This window comes from Deefgea rivuli DSM 18356, assembly GCF_000620145.1.
In the GTDB taxonomy this organism is placed as follows: domain Bacteria; phylum Pseudomonadota; class Gammaproteobacteria; order Burkholderiales; family Chitinibacteraceae; genus Deefgea; species Deefgea rivuli.
On sequence record NZ_KK211083.1, the window covers coordinates 37712 to 52753 of the forward strand.

Annotated in this window: 12 protein-coding genes and 1 tRNA gene; 6 read left to right on the forward strand and 7 right to left on the reverse strand. The window is 51.3% G+C overall.

Annotated features, from left to right (window positions below; translation table 11 throughout):
• The first annotated feature begins 44 nt into the window (after window positions 1–44).
• Window positions 45–1166 (forward strand): glutamate 5-kinase, encoded by a 1122-nt coding sequence (gene proB, locus Q320_RS0115045; protein ID WP_027469688.1) that lies wholly within the window; start codon window positions 45–47, stop codon window positions 1164–1166.
• Window positions 1167–1656: 490 nt separating this feature from the next.
• Here the strand turns inward: proB and Q320_RS21020 are convergent, their stop codons facing one another.
• The 3 genes from Q320_RS21020 to Q320_RS20100 all read right to left on the reverse strand — a co-directional run bounded on the left by Q320_RS21020 (window position 1657) and on the right by Q320_RS20100 (window position 4445).
• On the reverse strand, window positions 1657–2685 hold the full coding sequence (locus tag Q320_RS21020) for a YbaY family lipoprotein (RefSeq protein WP_051534800.1): 1029 nt from the start codon (window positions 2683–2685) through the stop codon (window positions 1657–1659).
• Window positions 2686–2785: 100 nt separating this feature from the next.
• Complete coding sequence (locus Q320_RS0115055) at window positions 2786–3760, reverse strand: hypothetical protein (protein ID WP_027469690.1); 975 nt, start codon at window positions 3758–3760, stop codon at window positions 2786–2788.
• Window positions 3761–3866: 106 nt separating this feature from the next.
• Window positions 3867–4445 (reverse strand): sugar O-acetyltransferase, encoded by a 579-nt coding sequence (locus Q320_RS20100; protein WP_051534801.1) that lies wholly within the window; start codon window positions 4443–4445, stop codon window positions 3867–3869.
• Window positions 4446–4560: 115 nt separating this feature from the next.
• Here Q320_RS20100 and Q320_RS20105 point away from each other — a divergent pair, with 115 nt between their 5' ends.
• Both Q320_RS20105 and Q320_RS21025 read left to right on the forward strand, forming a co-directional pair.
• On the forward strand, window positions 4561–6189 hold the full coding sequence (locus Q320_RS20105; protein WP_051534802.1) for a methyl-accepting chemotaxis protein: 1629 nt from the start codon (window positions 4561–4563) through the stop codon (window positions 6187–6189).
• Between the two features lie 97 nt (window positions 6190–6286).
• Window positions 6287–8047 (forward strand): isomerizing glutamine--fructose-6-phosphate transaminase, encoded by a 1761-nt coding sequence (locus Q320_RS21025; RefSeq protein WP_051534803.1) that lies wholly within the window; start codon window positions 6287–6289, stop codon window positions 8045–8047.
• A gap of 46 nt (window positions 8048–8093) precedes the next feature.
• On the opposite strand, the gene Q320_RS0115080 is transcribed toward Q320_RS21025, so the two are convergent.
• The gene (locus Q320_RS0115080) at window positions 8094–8996 is read right to left on the reverse strand and encodes a DMT family transporter (protein ID WP_027469691.1); all 903 of its coding nucleotides are present in this window, start codon (window positions 8994–8996) and stop codon (window positions 8094–8096) included.
• 513 nt (window positions 8997–9509) lie between these two features.
• Between Q320_RS0115080 and Q320_RS0115090 the strand changes: the two genes are divergently transcribed.
• Window positions 9510–10664 carry a benzoate/H(+) symporter BenE family transporter gene (locus Q320_RS0115090; RefSeq protein WP_027469693.1) on the forward strand — a complete coding sequence of 385 codons (1155 nt, stop codon included), beginning with the start codon at window positions 9510–9512 and terminating at the stop codon, window positions 10662–10664.
• A 234-nt stretch (window positions 10665–10898) separates the two neighbouring features.
• On the opposite strand, the gene nudC is transcribed toward Q320_RS0115090, so the two are convergent.
• Window positions 10899–11711 carry an NAD(+) diphosphatase gene (gene nudC, locus Q320_RS20115; RefSeq protein WP_035853970.1) on the reverse strand — a complete coding sequence of 271 codons (813 nt, stop codon included), beginning with the start codon at window positions 11709–11711 and terminating at the stop codon, window positions 10899–10901.
• Between the two features lie 317 nt (window positions 11712–12028).
• Between nudC and Q320_RS0115100 the strand changes: the two genes are divergently transcribed.
• On the forward strand, window positions 12029–12388 hold the full coding sequence (locus tag Q320_RS0115100) for a BON domain-containing protein (protein WP_027469694.1): 360 nt from the start codon (window positions 12029–12031) through the stop codon (window positions 12386–12388).
• Window positions 12389–12457: 69 nt separating this feature from the next.
• Here Q320_RS0115100 and Q320_RS0115105 read toward each other — a convergent pair whose 3' ends face one another.
• The gene (locus tag Q320_RS0115105) at window positions 12458–12958 is read right to left on the reverse strand and encodes an arsenate reductase ArsC (protein WP_027469695.1); all 501 of its coding nucleotides are present in this window, start codon (window positions 12956–12958) and stop codon (window positions 12458–12460) included.
• Between the two features lie 198 nt (window positions 12959–13156).
• On the opposite strand from Q320_RS0115105, the gene Q320_RS0115115 reads away from it, so the two are divergent.
• A tRNA-Tyr gene (locus tag Q320_RS0115115) sits at window positions 13157–13242 on the forward strand.
• 182 nt (window positions 13243–13424) lie between these two features.
• Here the strand turns inward: Q320_RS0115115 and Q320_RS0115120 are convergent.
• On the reverse strand, window positions 13425–14945 hold the full coding sequence (locus Q320_RS0115120; protein WP_027469696.1) for a SulP family inorganic anion transporter: 1521 nt from the start codon (window positions 14943–14945) through the stop codon (window positions 13425–13427).
• Window positions 14946–15042: the final 97 nt, after the last annotated feature.

The window sequence follows — 15042 nt, forward strand, 5'->3', positions numbered from 1 at the left end:
GCGCTTTCGCTGCTCTTCAAACTTGTTTCACCAAGGATGTCACTATGCAAACGCCGATTTTGCCAACTGCCCACCGCATCGTGGTTAAAGTGGGCTCTAGCTTGGTGACCAATGAAGGCAAAGGTTTAGATCACGCAGCGCTTGCGCGCTGGGCGGAAGAAATCGCGCAACTGACGCGTTTGGGTAAACAAGTCGTTTTAGTGTCTTCTGGTGCCGTCGCCGAAGGCATTGCTCGCCTCGGCTGGACGCAAAAACCCACTGCCGTGCATGAAAAACAAGCCGCTGCGGCAGTAGGACAAATGGGTTTATGCCACGCTTATGAAAGTGCATTTCGCCAACACGGCCTCACTTGCGCACAAGTTTTGCTGACGCACGAAGATTTATCCGACCGAACTCGCTATTTGAATGCGCGCTCTACTTTGCTGACTTTGCTGCAATTGGGCGTGATTCCCATCATCAACGAGAACGACAGCGTCGTAACCGCTGAAATCAAATTTGGCGACAACGATACGCTAGGCGCATTGGTTACCAATCTGATCGAAGGCGATGCGCTGGTCATCTTGACCGACCAAACCGGCCTCTACACCGCCGACCCACGCAGCAATCCAACGGCGACCTTGGTGCAAACCGGCACTGCGGGTGATCCTGTTTTGGAAACTATGGCCGGTGGCGCAGGTTCTAGCGTTGGAACGGGGGGGATGTATACCAAAATCATCGCCGCCAAACGTGCCGCCCGTAGCGGCGCAGCAACCATCATCGCTTGCGGCCGTGAACAGCAAGTCTTAACACGTCTCGCCGCTGGCGAAATGATAGGCACGCAACTGACATCGGCGACTTCTGCGCTCGCGGCAAAAAAACAATGGATTGCTGATCATTTGCAGCTCAAAGGTAGTGTGACGCTGGATGCAGGTGCAATTCGAGCTGTAAAACAATCCGGTTCAAGCTTGCTGCCGATTGGTGTGATCGCGGTGGATGGTGAGTTCTTGCGTGGTGAAGTGGTGCGTTGCTTAGATGCTGATGGCAGAGAAATTGCCCGTGGTTTGATTAATTACAGCTCCCAAGAAACCCAACGTATCCTGCGCCAACCCACTGGGCAAATTGAAGCGGTGCTGGGCTATATCGATGAAGCTGAGTTAATTCATCGCGATAATTTGGTATTGTGCTGATAGGGGTATTGCCATCTAGGCATTGATGAATAATGACTGCGTTGATATACCTATTAGTACTTATTCAGTTTCGATGTTGATAAGAAAAGCACATTGCTTAACTTGAAAACGTTCACTTTCTACTCAGCATGGTCGCGCTAATGCCGCGCGGCACTGACTTTTCTTGAACAGCCAAGAAAAGTAAGCAAAAGAAGGCCGCCCTAGTATCTGCGTCCGACTTCGTCGGATGCCCTCGCTGTGGACAATCGGTTCGGTTGCGCTCAAAACTCGTTCGGCCTCAAAGGCAAAAGCATCGGCCTCGCTCAAACATTGATCGCAAAAACCCCGATCCGCTTGTTCCTCGCTCGGCTTGATACAAGGGACTTTAAGCCCCAGTCCAACCATCGCGGCAAAGCATCAACACCAAGTCTGAACAGTGCTGAGTTAGCAGAAAAACATAAAAAAGCCGTAGCGACATCAGTCGCTACGGCTTTTTCATTGCCAATTCAGCTTAAATATTTTTCAGCATCACCGTGGCTTCTCGCCCTGCGCCGCGCGTTAAAACGGGTGTGTGCGTATCGTTGATTTTGATAAGTTTACCGTCCATTTCTAGCCGCGCACCGATGGAATAGGTATTGCGCGGATTAATCGCATCGGGCGAGAATTTCAGCGTGACCGTCGGCGGAGTACCTTGCTCTAGCGTGATGATTTGTTTCGCAATCACTTCGGCTGGCGCATCCATACGTGAAACGTCGCGTAGCTCTACCGTTAACACCGCGCCGGGATACAAGCGCCGATCTAGCCACATCACTTTGGCGGTAACGCTTTCGACGGCTGCTTGTTTGACAATTCCGTACATCGAAAATGCTTGCTGCACTTCTGCTAGATTAGTTTGTAACGCGATAAATTCCTTACCTTCTTTGCTAGCCGGATCAAAAGGATTGTTCGCGGGTAATTGCGCAACATAAACACGTTTACCGTCGTCACCCAATACTTGGCCGCGTGGCGGTGGGCTGAGTTTGCTCCAGGCCGCTTTCGGGAACACTAAAATATCGAGTAAAGGATATTTTTGCGAGGCAACGCCTGCGCGAAAGCGAAACTCAAATTGCTGCGTCGCTGTTTCGCCATAAAACGGAATCTCAGGCCCTGATTTCACATCGATTTGTACTTGATTGGCGGTCCAGCGATCCGGCGGGATGAAAATCAAACCTGAGGCGGCATCGCGAATCGGCGTGAGAGGTTCGTCGATAGGGACAAGGCTGCAATTATTTGCAACGATGACATCGTCACGCTCCATAAAGCCGCTGTCGCCTTTGAGCCAAACTGTGGTGCGGCCATCGCTGTATTTTGTGCCGGATGCGGCAACAACTTGCGGCAAGGGAATAAACGACCAAGCGGCGCGTAATTCGATGGATTCTGGTGTTGTTTGGCGGATTTCAAATGATTGCCCTTCATCGCATTGATAGCGCTGCAAAGGGGCATCGCTCGCCGCGTAGGCAAAACTGCTGCAAAGTAAAATCGGGAGAATTAGCGTTTTCATGGGCTTGCCCTTGTCATATCTTGAATCGATATTGTGGGCAAGTTTATCCAAAGAATAAAGGCGAATATTCCCAATGAATAGTCAGGAATTGTTCAGCAAGCTAGAAAATGGCTTGATCGGGAAACGCAGGCTTTTCAATGGGTGCTTGCATGAGTTGGCGTGGCACGGCGATTAATAAGATTAATTTTTCGATCGGTGTATCGCGCTGCAAAATTAACTCAGGCAAATGGATTAATTGATTATCGCTGCTTTCGCCATCAATAATTCCCATTCGGTCGACATTGCAGCTGTGAATTTGCAGGCGAACCAAATCCGGCGTCGCGGCCAGCTCGGTAATCAGCAATTCGCACATTGCGTCGGGGTTGAGCGCTTGGTGAATGGTTTGCAATTCATCGCTGAGCGTTTTAATGCGTGCTTGTTGAGTCTGTTGCTCAAGATTTGGCGTTAGATTGCCCGTGCCTTGCATTCTGAGCATCGTGCGAGCGTTAGTCAGCTCGTCGTCGATTTGTTTTTTTTGCGCGTCAATAGCAGAAATTGCGTACTGAGCTTGATAAGCAACCGTATCTAAAATGCGCTGCGCGCCCAGTTGCACTAAAGCGTCGGTTGATTGTGCGGGTAGGCCGATACGGTGATTTGAAAATACTAAGAGTTTTTGCTGCACATCGTTGCGAATCAGCCCATCGACTTCACTCATGCCGTAGCGCATTTTCTCGGCCACGTCGGCAATTAAACCCACATAAGCGGTATCGATCAGTGGATGCGCCGCAAACCACGTTTGCAATTTGGCATCGCAGCCGACAATTTCACTCATGCGATCTGGCGTTGCAAATAGCAATTGCAAGGTACGATCATTGCGCCAGTTTTCAGCGTTGAGCTCAATCGGCGCAGGTAGTTGCGTTGCTAATGCCGTCGCATGCGTGTGAGCCCACGCAATATAGGGCGCTAAACGGGGCAGGTAATTGCGCGCGAGGCGAATATGCGGATGCGCGATCTCAACAAGGCGCTCAATCAAGGCTTCATCTTCCAAGCTGAGTTTGGGTTTGGCGGCAAACCAAGATTGAATCGTGCGCCACATAGAGAGCGACCTTAAAAAATGGAGACTGCGAAAGGTTTTCCAGCCAGCGAACTCGCTAGCTGGAAAATTTTATACACTGCGATGCAATCGGCTGCAATGCGCTGGCTCAAGGATTGAGTGCATAAAGCGTGCTTTCGTCGGGAGGCGTCAGTTCACGAATCACACGCGCTGGATTACCGCCGACCAAAGTACAGGCGGGTACATCACGCGTCACGATGCTGCCTGCGCCAATCACGCTGTGATCGCCAATCGTCACGCCCGCGCAAATAATCGCGCTAGCGCCAATCCATACATTGTTGCCAATGGTGATGCCTTTGGCGCAATACGCCCATTGCTGACGCTCGGTGGGATCGACTGGATGCGTACCCGTTTGGATTTGCACATTGGGCGCAATAATCGTGTGGTGACCAATCGTAATCGGCGCGCCCGGTGCGGCGGCGATTTGTGCGTTGTAATTAATAAAAACTTTACGGCCGAGCTTAATTAAATGCCCGCGTGCGATGGCCAATGGCGTTGAAATCACGACTTCATCGGCTTGGGCAAACAGTTTGGCGAGAATGTCGGCTCGTTCGTGTTCTGCGCCGTGTGGTAAATGGTTAAAGCGATGGAGTAGTTCGCCTTCGGTCTTCCAATGTGTTTCGGAGCCTAAACTAGAGAAGGGAAAACAGACTAATTCGTGATTCATGCCTCATCCTATGTACATTAGCAGTTGGTAATATGCGTGATTGGAGCTTGTGGGTATAGTATAGGTCTTCTATGGTTGTAAGAACCGCCACAAATACGAAGAAAAGGGTTTTGATATGAATAATTGGGGCGTAAAAACTCGGCTTTTAGCGGGATTTGGCCTTGTCCTCGCGCTACTTGCTGTGGTCGCAGTGGTGGCCTTGGTGAGTCTAGGTGGGATTCGTAGCAAGGTGACTGAGCTGGTCGATGCACGTTACCCCGCTGTTGTTAAATCAAATCAGCTCATTGCGCTGGCTTACCAAAATGATCTTGTTTTACGCAATGCAGCGTTAGCAGAAAATACCAGTGATACCGATGCGATTCTCACCGCGCTAGAAAAAGACGCAGGCCAAGAAAATCAGCTAATTGCTCAATTAAAAGCCATGCTAGAAGGCGATGCGACGGCACAAGCTTTGCTTAGCGACGTGATGGCTAAAAATGAAATCATGAATAAGCTGAAAGTGAAGCTCAGCGCGCAACTGCGCTTGGATCGCACTACTGGTGGGTATTTTATTACGACTGATTATGCTGTGGTCAGCGATGCCTACCGTGCAGCAGTGTTAAAGCTCGCCAAGCACGAAGGTGAGCAGATGGAAGAAGGCAAAAATAGCGCGCTAAAGAGTGCTAGCGGTGCCGTGAATGCGATTTGGATGGTAACGATTTTCGCTATCTTGCTTGGCTTGTTGATGGCTTGGTTGATTGCTTCCAAAGTGGTGCAGTCTTTGTCTGCGGCCTGTGAAGTCGCTGAAAAAATCGCCGGTGGCGATTTGAGCCATGATTGGCGCGGTGTGCAGTTTGGTAGTGATGAATTAGGCAAACTGCAAAGCTCGCTGAAAAAGATGCAGGACAATCTAACCCAAATCATCCGCCAAATCCGTGATAACGCTGAGGCGGTGACGCGGTCGGCACGAACATTATCCGGGGCATCGCAGCAAATTATGATGGGTTCAGATCATCAATCCTCATCAGCTAGCTCAATGGCTGCTGCGGTGGAGGAAATGAGCACCAGCATGGATCAAGTGGCAGATAACTCGCTCGATGTGGAACAAAAAGCGCGTGGTGCGGGTGAGTTGGCCAGCGATGGCAGCAAAGACGTTTCGGCGGCTGCGCGTGAGATGCAAGCCATTTCGAGCGAAGTAGGTAGCGCTTCCGAGCAAATCACTGAGCTAGGCCGCAATATCAATGAAATCGGCACGATCGTCGTCGTGATTAAAGATGTGGCCGATCAAACCAATTTATTGGCGCTGAATGCGGCGATTGAAGCCGCACGCGCTGGTGATATGGGGCGCGGCTTTGCTGTGGTGGCGGATGAAGTGCGCAAATTAGCTGAGCGCACCGCGCAATCGGCCAGCCAAATTACACAAATGGTCGGCAATATCCAAAGCAGTGCACATGATGCCGTTGCGCGAATGAGCAGCGGTAGTCGCCGCGTCGGTGATGGCTTGCAATTAACCACGCAAGCGAGCGATAGCATTGGCCTCATTAATCAGCGAAATATTGAAGTGATGCATTCGGTGCATGGTATTACCGAGCAAATGCAAGAACAGCGCGCTGCCGCACGTGATATTGCCGTGAATGTAGAGCGGATTGCGCAAATGGCCGAAGAAAACTCGGTATCGGTGCGCAATATGGGCGATTCCATCGTGCAGCTCGAACAAATGGCCGATCAGCTTTCGGCGACAGTGCAGCGCTTTAAGATGTCTTAAGGGTTGAGCCTAGCGCTGCGCAGCGACCAGCTGCGCGGCACAACGATGCTTAAATTAATTCCGTGTTGGGGCTTTTGCCTTTTGTCTTGGATGGATTATGTCTGAACTCATTGCCTATATTGCACCGCAGAATGTATTACCTGCGTTATCCGATTGTTTATTGATTTTAAATAGCAATAGCACGCATTTGCATGTGCAGCAGGCAGAGGATGAATCTGCAATTCAGCGGCATTATGTATTGCAGATGCCCGTGCAGCGCTTGGTATTTCCACCGGTGAATTGCCATTGGCTGATTGCAGCATTGAGCAATGATCCACATCAGTCCGCGCTACCTAAATTAGGTAGTTTGGTTGTGACAGCAGTGGGCTTATGCACCAATCATTTGGACTTGGCGCGGGCTTTGGATATCGCACTTGCGGCCAGTTTGAGCGATTTGGTGGCGGCCTTGCTACAGCGGCATTTGCATGACGGTGCGACATTAGCTGACGCGATTATTAGAACGAATGCTCAGCTGAAAGGTGATGTGTCGTATGTGTGCCACCAGAAAGGGCAAACGCAGTTTATGTTTGCCAGCTGTATGGGGCGGCCTTTATTTGTGGGTTTGGAATCGGGCCTACGGCAAATTTGTTGCAGTAATTTGCGCCTGATTCGGCAGCGTGCCAATCAAGTGTATGCAATGGCAACGGGCGATATCGTGCGTTTTGGCCTCGGTGTGCCCAGCTTGATTTTGCCAGATGGTAGCGAGCAAGCATTGCACATGCCGGCGGTGAATAAGAGCCAAAATATTCCGCATTATATGCTCGAAGAAATCGAAGCCCAGCCGGAAACGCTGGCCATTTTGGTGCAAAAATACAGCGCGGGCTACAGCCTACCGCTGCCTTTGCGCGGTAAATTAGCCGGAATTCGCAGGCTGACTTTATTGGCGTGCGGCTCAAGTTACCATGCCGCTTTAGTGGCGAGTTACTGGTTTGAAACGCTGGCAGGGATTCCGGTTCAAGTGGGGCTAAGTAGTGAATATGTAGATCGCGATATTCATGCTGATCCGTATGATTTGATTGTCGCGATTTCGCAATCGGGCGAAACCGCCGATACGATTGCAGCCCTGCAACATGTGCAAAATTTGAGCTCTGCGCGTACTGTGGCGCTGACCAATTCTCCCGGTAGTACGCTGACGACCCTCGTTGATCATACTTTGCTGACACACAGTGGTGCCGAGCAATCGGTGAGCGCGACTAAATCCCTCACCGCCCAATTGCTGATGCTGTATGTATTGGCGTTTAGCTTGGGTGAGGCGCGTGGCAAACTCAGTAAAGACGAGCTGGCCGCAGTGCAACAAGAAATGCTGACGCTGCCCACGGCAGTGGCTGAAACATTGCAATTGGGCAAAGATATTCGCCGCTGGGCGGGGATGTTGCATCGAAAGAAAAATCTATTCGTCATTGGCCGCAATACGCATTATCCGGTCGCGATGGAAGGCGCATTTAAGTTGCGTGAAGTGGCCTATCAGCACGCGGCGGCGTTTCCGGCTGGCGAACTTAAACATGGCCCGATTACTTTGGTGAATGATGAATTGCCGGTGATTGTGTGTTTGCCGTGGAATCAGCAAGCGCAAAAAATGCTCGATGATTTGAAATCGGTACGTGCTAATCGCGGTGAGATTTTCATTTTATCCAATGGCAATATTGCTTCGGTCGATGGTACATCGGTGATACGGATGCCGAATGGACTGACAAATTTAAGCCCGATTATCTACACCGTTGCATTGCAAATGCTGGCGTATTACTGCGCGGTACTCAGTGGCAACGATATTGATGCACCACGTAATTTAGCCAAAACAAAAACCGTCGAATTAGCATAATGTATTGCCCTGTAGCCTTTATTAAATAATGGCTACAGGGCAATACCTATTTTTTACTGACTAAGTAAACTCCACCTAATACCACCGCAGCACCCAACCATTGCAGCGAGCTAAGCCGTTCATTCAAAATCCCCATACTCAAAATAATCGACAACACTGGTCCAAAGCTGCCGATCACTGCGGTGCGGCTAGCGCCGATGCGTTTCATCGCATTAGTCATTGCATACACGGGTAGCACAGTAGAAAAAATCGCAATCACCAGTGCATAAGCCCAAACGGCAGGCGGCTGTTGAATACTGGACAGTGGTTGTGCGATCAACCAATGCACCAAAATTCCCACGCCCGATACGGTGAGTGCCAATTCAGTAAAGCGCATCGAACCAACGCGTTGAATCACCGCTGGGCTCCACGCCATATACAGCGCAAAAGCTAAAGTGCTGGCAACGACAAAACCAATACCAACCCAATCGGCATGTGCGTTGGTTAATTCTGGCGCTAAGACCAAAATCATCCCTAAATAAGTCAATGGCAGCGCGCGCTTGATGCGTGGTGGAATGGGTTTGCCACTAAACCACGACACCAAGAGCACGGTGAAGGTGGGATACAGGCATAAAATCAAGCGCTCCAAACTCGCGCTGACCGTTTGCAAACCGATAAAGTCCAGGATGCTGGCAAGGTAATAGCCCAGCAAACCCAAGCCCAAGAGCTTGAGCTTATCCATCGCTAAAATCGGTGTTTCTTGCTCATTCGGAGCCAGTCGCGCCAAGCGCCAACAGCGAATCATCCACAGCAATGCAATCGTAAAAATGAGCCGCAATAGCACCAAAGTCACCGCGTCGACGCCGTAGGGGTAAACCAGTTTGATGAAAACGCCTTTCATGGCGAAGCCGGTCGCGGCAAACGCGGCCAACATTACGCCGATACGCTGTGAGTTGCTGGGGGCTGTCATTGTTATTCCTCCGAGGTGATGCTCAGAACGCGGTAGCGTCTGAGCGATTGCGGGAGGAAATCAAGAGGAGGGATCGCCACCGCCGGATTGACTTCCCGCGGTGGCAACGTGTGTAACGTCTACCGCGCAGGCGCGCTCAGCCAGGCCAGTAGGGCCTTGGCGGTAGAGATCAGGAAAAGGGGCGTTGTGCTTTGCATCATGACTTCATGATGCCGCTTACATTGAGCTGGCGTCAATCCTTGGTGATGTAACCAAATGTTGTGATTCCCCGTGGGAGCGGGCTTGCCCGCGAAAGCAATGCCAATATGGAACAGAGTTGAATCTGCAAACAGTGTATTCGCGGGCACCCCAAGGGTATTTCCTGCGGGGCACAAGCTCACTCCCACGAAGCTCATTTTTTTGTAAGCGGAGAGAGGTCGCCACTCCAACCAGATGTTGTCTTGCCACTTACGCTCATTGCCGTGCGGCGCGCCAGCCAGCACAATAGGGTTCTTCAATTGCTAGAGATGGCCTATGTTGCGCGATATTTCGGTTTCAGCCGTGGTGGCGGGATTTGTCACCGTATTGGTGGGCTTTACCAGCTCGGCGGTGATTGTGTTTCAAGCCGCGCAAGCGCTGCACGCCACGTCAGCCGAAATCGCCTCGTGGATGTGGGCGCTGGGTTTGGCGATGGGGCTGACCTGTATTGGTTTGTCGCTGCGCTACCGCGTTCCAGTGGTGACAGCATGGTCGACGCCCGGTGCGGCGTTGCTAGTGACTGGCGTTGCGGGTGTGACGATGCCCGAAGCGATAGGTGCATTTATTGTGTCGGGCTTGCTCATTGTGTTGATGGGCGTGACGGGTTGGTTTGAGCGCGCAATGCAGCGGATTCCGCTGGGCATTGCGTCGGCGATGTTGGCGGGGGTGCTGCTGCGCTTTGGTATGGGCGCATTTACCGCCTTGCAAACGCAGCTGGTTTTGGCGGGCAGCATGATTGCGACGTATTTGATATTGCGCCGCTTCTTGCCGCGCTATGCGATTGTAGGGGTATTGCTCTGCGGGCTATTGATTGCTGGTACTCAGGGCTTATTACATCTAGAGGGTATTCGTTTTGAGCTGGCGATGCCGATTTGGACGACGCCGGTGTTTACGCTGAGCAGCATTGCCAGCGTCGCGCTGCCGCTGTTTATGGTGACGATGGCCTCGCAAAATGTGCCCGGCGTGACGGTGCTGCGCGCCAATGGTTACACGCCGCCGATTTCGCCGATTATCGCGACCACGGGTTTGACGACAGTGCTGCTCGCGCCATTTGGCGCGTTTGCGATTAATTTGGCAGCGATTACCGCCGCAATTTGCATGGGCAAAGACGCGCATGAAGACGCCAGCAAACGTTATATGGCCGCCGTCGCAGCAGGCGTGTTTTATGTGTTGATTGGCTTATTTGGCGCGACGGTGGCGGCGCTGTTTGCCGCTTTCCCACGCGAGCTGGTGCTGGTCGTCGCTGGATTGGCTTTGGTGAATATCATTGGGAATGGCTTGGCGCTCGCAATGCGCGACGAGCATCAACGCGAAGCAGCGATCATGACTTTTCTAGTCACCGCCTCGGGCTTAACGCTGTTCGGCATTGGCTCGGCATTCTGGGGCTTGATCGCTGGTGCTGTGACGGCTGTGGTGATGCACAAGAAATAATCAGTCAAAAACATGGATCACGAAAGACACGAAAAAAAGCCGAACAAAAGCTAAAAAGAGCGAACAGCATCCGTTTTGAATAGAGGCGGGTTTGGATTGTAAATTTTCGTCCCTTTCGTGGGTTAATCAGGAGAACCCTTGTCCACGAAAGACACGAAGAGCACGAACACAAAACCGCCTTGTTCGTGTTTTTTCGGCCTTTTTTCGTGTCTTTCGTGATCCATTTTTATTGTTTTATGGATTTTCTTTCAGCCCCGCTTGCAATAAGCGGTAGGCGATGCTGGCTTTTCCGGGAAGTAATGGCGGTAAATCATCGGGGCTAAACCAGCGTGCATCTTCGATTTCTTCCGGCTGGCACACAATCTCGCCTGACACATAATCAGCGAAAAACGCCAGCATTAGCGAATGTGGAAACGCCCAGCTTTGGCTTTCAAACCAACGCAAATTGGTGATCGTAACGCCGACTTCTTCCAGCACTTCGCGGTGCGCGCATTGCTCTAAACTCTCGCCCGGTTCAACAAATCCCGCCAAAGCGCTGTACATACCCTCACGAAAATGCGGCGAGCGCGCCAGCAGCATTTCGCGGCCACGTTGAATCAGCACCATCACTGCAGGTGAAACTCGTGGCCAAACGCGGTGGCCACAGGCGGTGCATTCGCAAGCGGCTTCGTGCGTGAGCGGTTTGGTCGCTGCGCCGCAAACGCCGCAAAAGCGGTGCGTACGATAAAACGTCGCAATCTGGCTGGCGCGCCCCGCCAGCGCCCACAGCATTTCGCCGATCAAATCAAAACTAGCGCGTAAATCGATGCTTGCTAGCGTTTCCGGCAACGGCGTTGCGGCGTCCCACACCGCCATTTGCACGATTTGTGATTCGAGCTGACCGATATGAATGATGTATTGTGCAGCGGGTAGCGCTTGCAAATCGGCCACAGAGGCTAAGGCTTGATTGCAAATAATCAGGGTATCGCCATGCAGGGCAATAGTAATTTGGTCTACAGATAAATACTCTGCTTCTTTGTGTGCAGGGATAAATGCCATTGGCAGCATGCTTAGCGAAACCTTGTGCCGAGTATTAAAAGTGCTCGAGTATCGAGATTAAACCATTTGGCTTATAGCGCAGCAAGGCCGCTGTTGACGGCCATTGCAGCGCTGATGTTGTCGCAAAATCAATTCATTTTCGCTTGTCATTGAATTTAAACATTTCTGTAATGTGTAGCTCTTAGAATCACGTGCATTCAGCTCTGATCAACAAGAGCTAAACAAATTGCAAAGCAATTGTTGTTTCGCAGCGTTCGTCGTGATTACGTGGCTTTGCGAGATGATATTTGCATTTGAATTTATTCATACAAAGATGAGAGAAAACCATGAAACAAATTAGCCTGATTGCTACTTTATTGTGCAGCGCCGTTTTAGCGACGGCTTGCAGCTCTACACCAGAAAAAACTGCAGCTGCACCAGTTGTTGCAGCGCCTGCAGCAGCGAAACCTGCTGCTGATGCTGCTGCCGTAGCTAAAGCCGTAAAAATGGCCTTGGATGCTGATCCAGCGTTGAAGGCATTCAATTTACAAGTGAAAGGCGCGAACGATAAAAAAGATCCAAGCAAAGTGGATGTCACTATCGATGGTTCGGTTGCTTTGGGTGAGCAAATGGCACAAGCCGGTATGATCGCTGAAAAAGTAAAAGGCGTTCAATTTGTAAACAACAACATCATGCCAAAAAACTAAGCTACGGCTTAAAGTAAAAAAAGACAGCTGCGGCTGTCTTTTTTTATGCGCTACGTTTCGATTTTGGAATCACAATGGCTTAGGAGTTTGTACGCCGATATCACGGATGTGATGTTGCAGGGCTAGATGTTCGAGTTTTTCAAATGGCAGTGCAGTCAGCAAATCGATGCGGTGTTTAATCAACAAAAATGCATCATGGAAGGCTTTGTGGCGATCTTCTTCTTTGCGTGGCAAGCTGGGATCGGCCACGCCCCAGTGGGCGACCAGCGGCAAGCCAGGCCACGTTGGGCAACTTTCTCCGGCGGCGGCGTCGCATAGCGTAAAAATAAAATCCATCGGCGGCGCGTTTGGTGTGAGAAATTCGTCCCAGCTTTTGCTGCGTAGCGATGCGGTGGCGAGGCCAAAATGTTGCAACGTTACCAGCGTCAGTGGATGCAGCTGGCCCGCTGGATGACTGCCTGCGCTGTAGGCGGTGAAGTTGGGATGTGCATAATGATTCACCAGTGCTTCGGCCATTTGGCTGCGGCTGGCATTGGCGGTGCAGATAAATAAGATATTGTAATGTTTCAAATCAGTCTCTCCGTGGCGAGTTGGCGTGGCGTATTTAGCTATTATCCCTGACGCATATTGCAATGAAGTGGCTGGGGGTTTTTCTGTGGCGGATTTGTCATCTGCTGCCGCGCAAATGAGCTAGATGAAGTAAATCGAATAAATTACATTCAGGTGCTTGACGCATCGGTTAGCGCACGGCATAATTGCCGTCCTCGTGGAGGGGTTACCCCAGCGGTCAACGGGTCCGGACTGTAAATCCGGCGGCTCAGCCTTCGAAGGTTCGAATCCTTCTCCCTCCACCACCCAATACAAAAAAAGCCCTGATGATTCAGGGCTTTTTTTCGCTTTAAACTCTCACAAAGCCAATTCAAGTCGCCGTTTTGATTGAGCAAAAGCCTTCGATCTCGCACCAAAGTTGGCATGGAATCTGTACATTGAGAAGCGGTAAGTCGCTCCTCAATGAGATTCATTTCCTGCGCCTATCCTAATTGGTTTTGTTATCTGCAATATGATAGTGCGGATCTTCAAATTCGTTCACTTCGACCATGTTTTTGGCTTTTTCTAAGACTTCTAGGCAATCGGGGCTGAGATGGCGTAAGTGCAGGGTTTTGCCCGCTTGGCTATAGCGCACCGCCAGTGAATCAATCGCTTCGATGGCAGAATGGTCGACGACTTTCGCCTCGCGGAACTCAATTACCACATGTTGCGGATCATTTTTTGGATTAAACAGTGCGGCGAAATTGGCGGTTGATGCAAAAAATAAAGAGCCTTTCAGCGCATATACTTTCCAGCCCTGCGCATCTTCGCTAATGCTCACTTGAATCTGTTTCGCATGCTGCCAAGCAAATACCAGCGCCGCAAAAATCACGCCCGCCAGCACGGCAACGGCCAAATCAGTCAGCACGGTAATGACCGTAACGCCGACGACAATGATCGCGTCCTGACGTGGGATTTTGCGTAAGGCTTGCAAACTGCCCCAAGCAAACGATTTTTCGCACACGACAAACATCACGCCTATCAACCCGGCCAGCGGGATTTTCTCGATCCACGGCGATAAAAATAAAATAAACGCCAGCAAAAACAGCGCCGCGACAATCCCCGACAGGCGATGCCGCGCGCCGTTGCCGATATTAATCAGGCTCTGACCTATCATCGCGCAGCCGCCCATCGTCGCAAAAAATCCACTCACCACATTCGCCACACCCTGCGCCAGGCTTTCGCGATTGGGTTTGCCACGGGTATCGGTCATTTCGTCGATCAGATTCAAAGTCAGCAGCGATTCAAGTAAACCAATCGTCGCCAAAATCAAGGCGTACGGCAAAATCACCGTCAGCGTGTCCCAAGTCAGCGGCACTTGCGGCAGATGAAACTGCGGCAAGCCCCCCGCAATCGAGCCCATATCACCAACCGTTTTCGTTTCAATGCCCAAGGCTGCCACCACGCCCGCGACGATTAAAATTGCCGCCAGCGACGACGGAATGATCGTCGTGAACTTGGGCACGATATAAATAATCGCCATCGTTAGCGCGATCAAACCCAACATCCCATACAGCGCCGAGCCACTCAACCACGTCAACGCACCGTCGGCCCCCGCCACTTTGAAATGCCCCAGCTGCGCCATAAACACCACAATCGCTAAGCCATTCACAAAACCCAGCATCACCGAATGCGGCACCATCCGAATAAATTTGCCCAGCTTGAACGCGGCAAAGAGCAGTTGCAAAACGCCCATCAAGATCACCGTCGCAAACAAATATTCAACGCCATGCTGCGTGACCAAGCTGACCATCACCACGGCCAAAGCGCCCGTCGCCCCCGAAATCATTCCCGGCCGGCCGCCCAATGCGGCGGCAATCAAGCACATAAAAAACGCCGCGTACAAACCCGTCAGTGGGCTAACATGCGCCACGATGGCGAACGCAATCGCTTCGGGCACTAAGGCCAAAGCTACCGTTAAGCCACTCAAGACATTGGTCTTGAGATCGGCCGGTTTTAAGTTAAACATGGCAAATCCTAATAAAAATGGCGGCGATGCAAGCCGCAGCAGCACACTGCGCGGGCTTGGCGTGCAGTGCGAAAAAGGGAAATTAAGGAGGCGCGGC

Bases quoted from the DNA above. Each gene is read 5' to 3' on its own strand.
- nudC (WP_035853970.1), bottom strand. From the start codon at position 11,711: ATGCTGCCAATGGCATTTATCCCTGCACACAAAGAAGCAGAGTATTTA.
- proB (WP_027469688.1), top strand. From the start codon at position 45: ATGCAAACGCCGATTTTGCCAACTGCCCACCGCATCGTGGTTAAAGTG.
- Q320_RS0115120 (WP_027469696.1), bottom strand. From the start codon at position 14,945: ATGTTTAACTTAAAACCGGCCGATCTCAAGACCAATGTCTTGAGTGGC.
- Q320_RS0115100 (WP_027469694.1), top strand. From the start codon at position 12,029: ATGAAACAAATTAGCCTGATTGCTACTTTATTGTGCAGCGCCGTTTTA.
- Q320_RS0115055 (WP_027469690.1), bottom strand. From the start codon at position 3,760: ATGTGGCGCACGATTCAATCTTGGTTTGCCGCCAAACCCAAACTCAGC.
- Q320_RS21025 (WP_051534803.1), top strand. From the start codon at position 6,287: ATGTCTGAACTCATTGCCTATATTGCACCGCAGAATGTATTACCTGCG.
- Q320_RS20105 (WP_051534802.1), top strand. From the start codon at position 4,561: ATGAATAATTGGGGCGTAAAAACTCGGCTTTTAGCGGGATTTGGCCTT.
- Q320_RS0115080 (WP_027469691.1), bottom strand. From the start codon at position 8,996: ATGACAGCCCCCAGCAACTCACAGCGTATCGGCGTAATGTTGGCCGCG.
- Q320_RS20100 (WP_051534801.1), bottom strand. From the start codon at position 4,445: ATGAATCACGAATTAGTCTGTTTTCCCTTCTCTAGTTTAGGCTCCGAA.
- Q320_RS0115090 (WP_027469693.1), top strand. From the start codon at position 9,510: ATGTTGCGCGATATTTCGGTTTCAGCCGTGGTGGCGGGATTTGTCACC.
- Q320_RS21020 (WP_051534800.1), bottom strand. From the start codon at position 2,685: ATGAAAACGCTAATTCTCCCGATTTTACTTTGCAGCAGTTTTGCCTAC.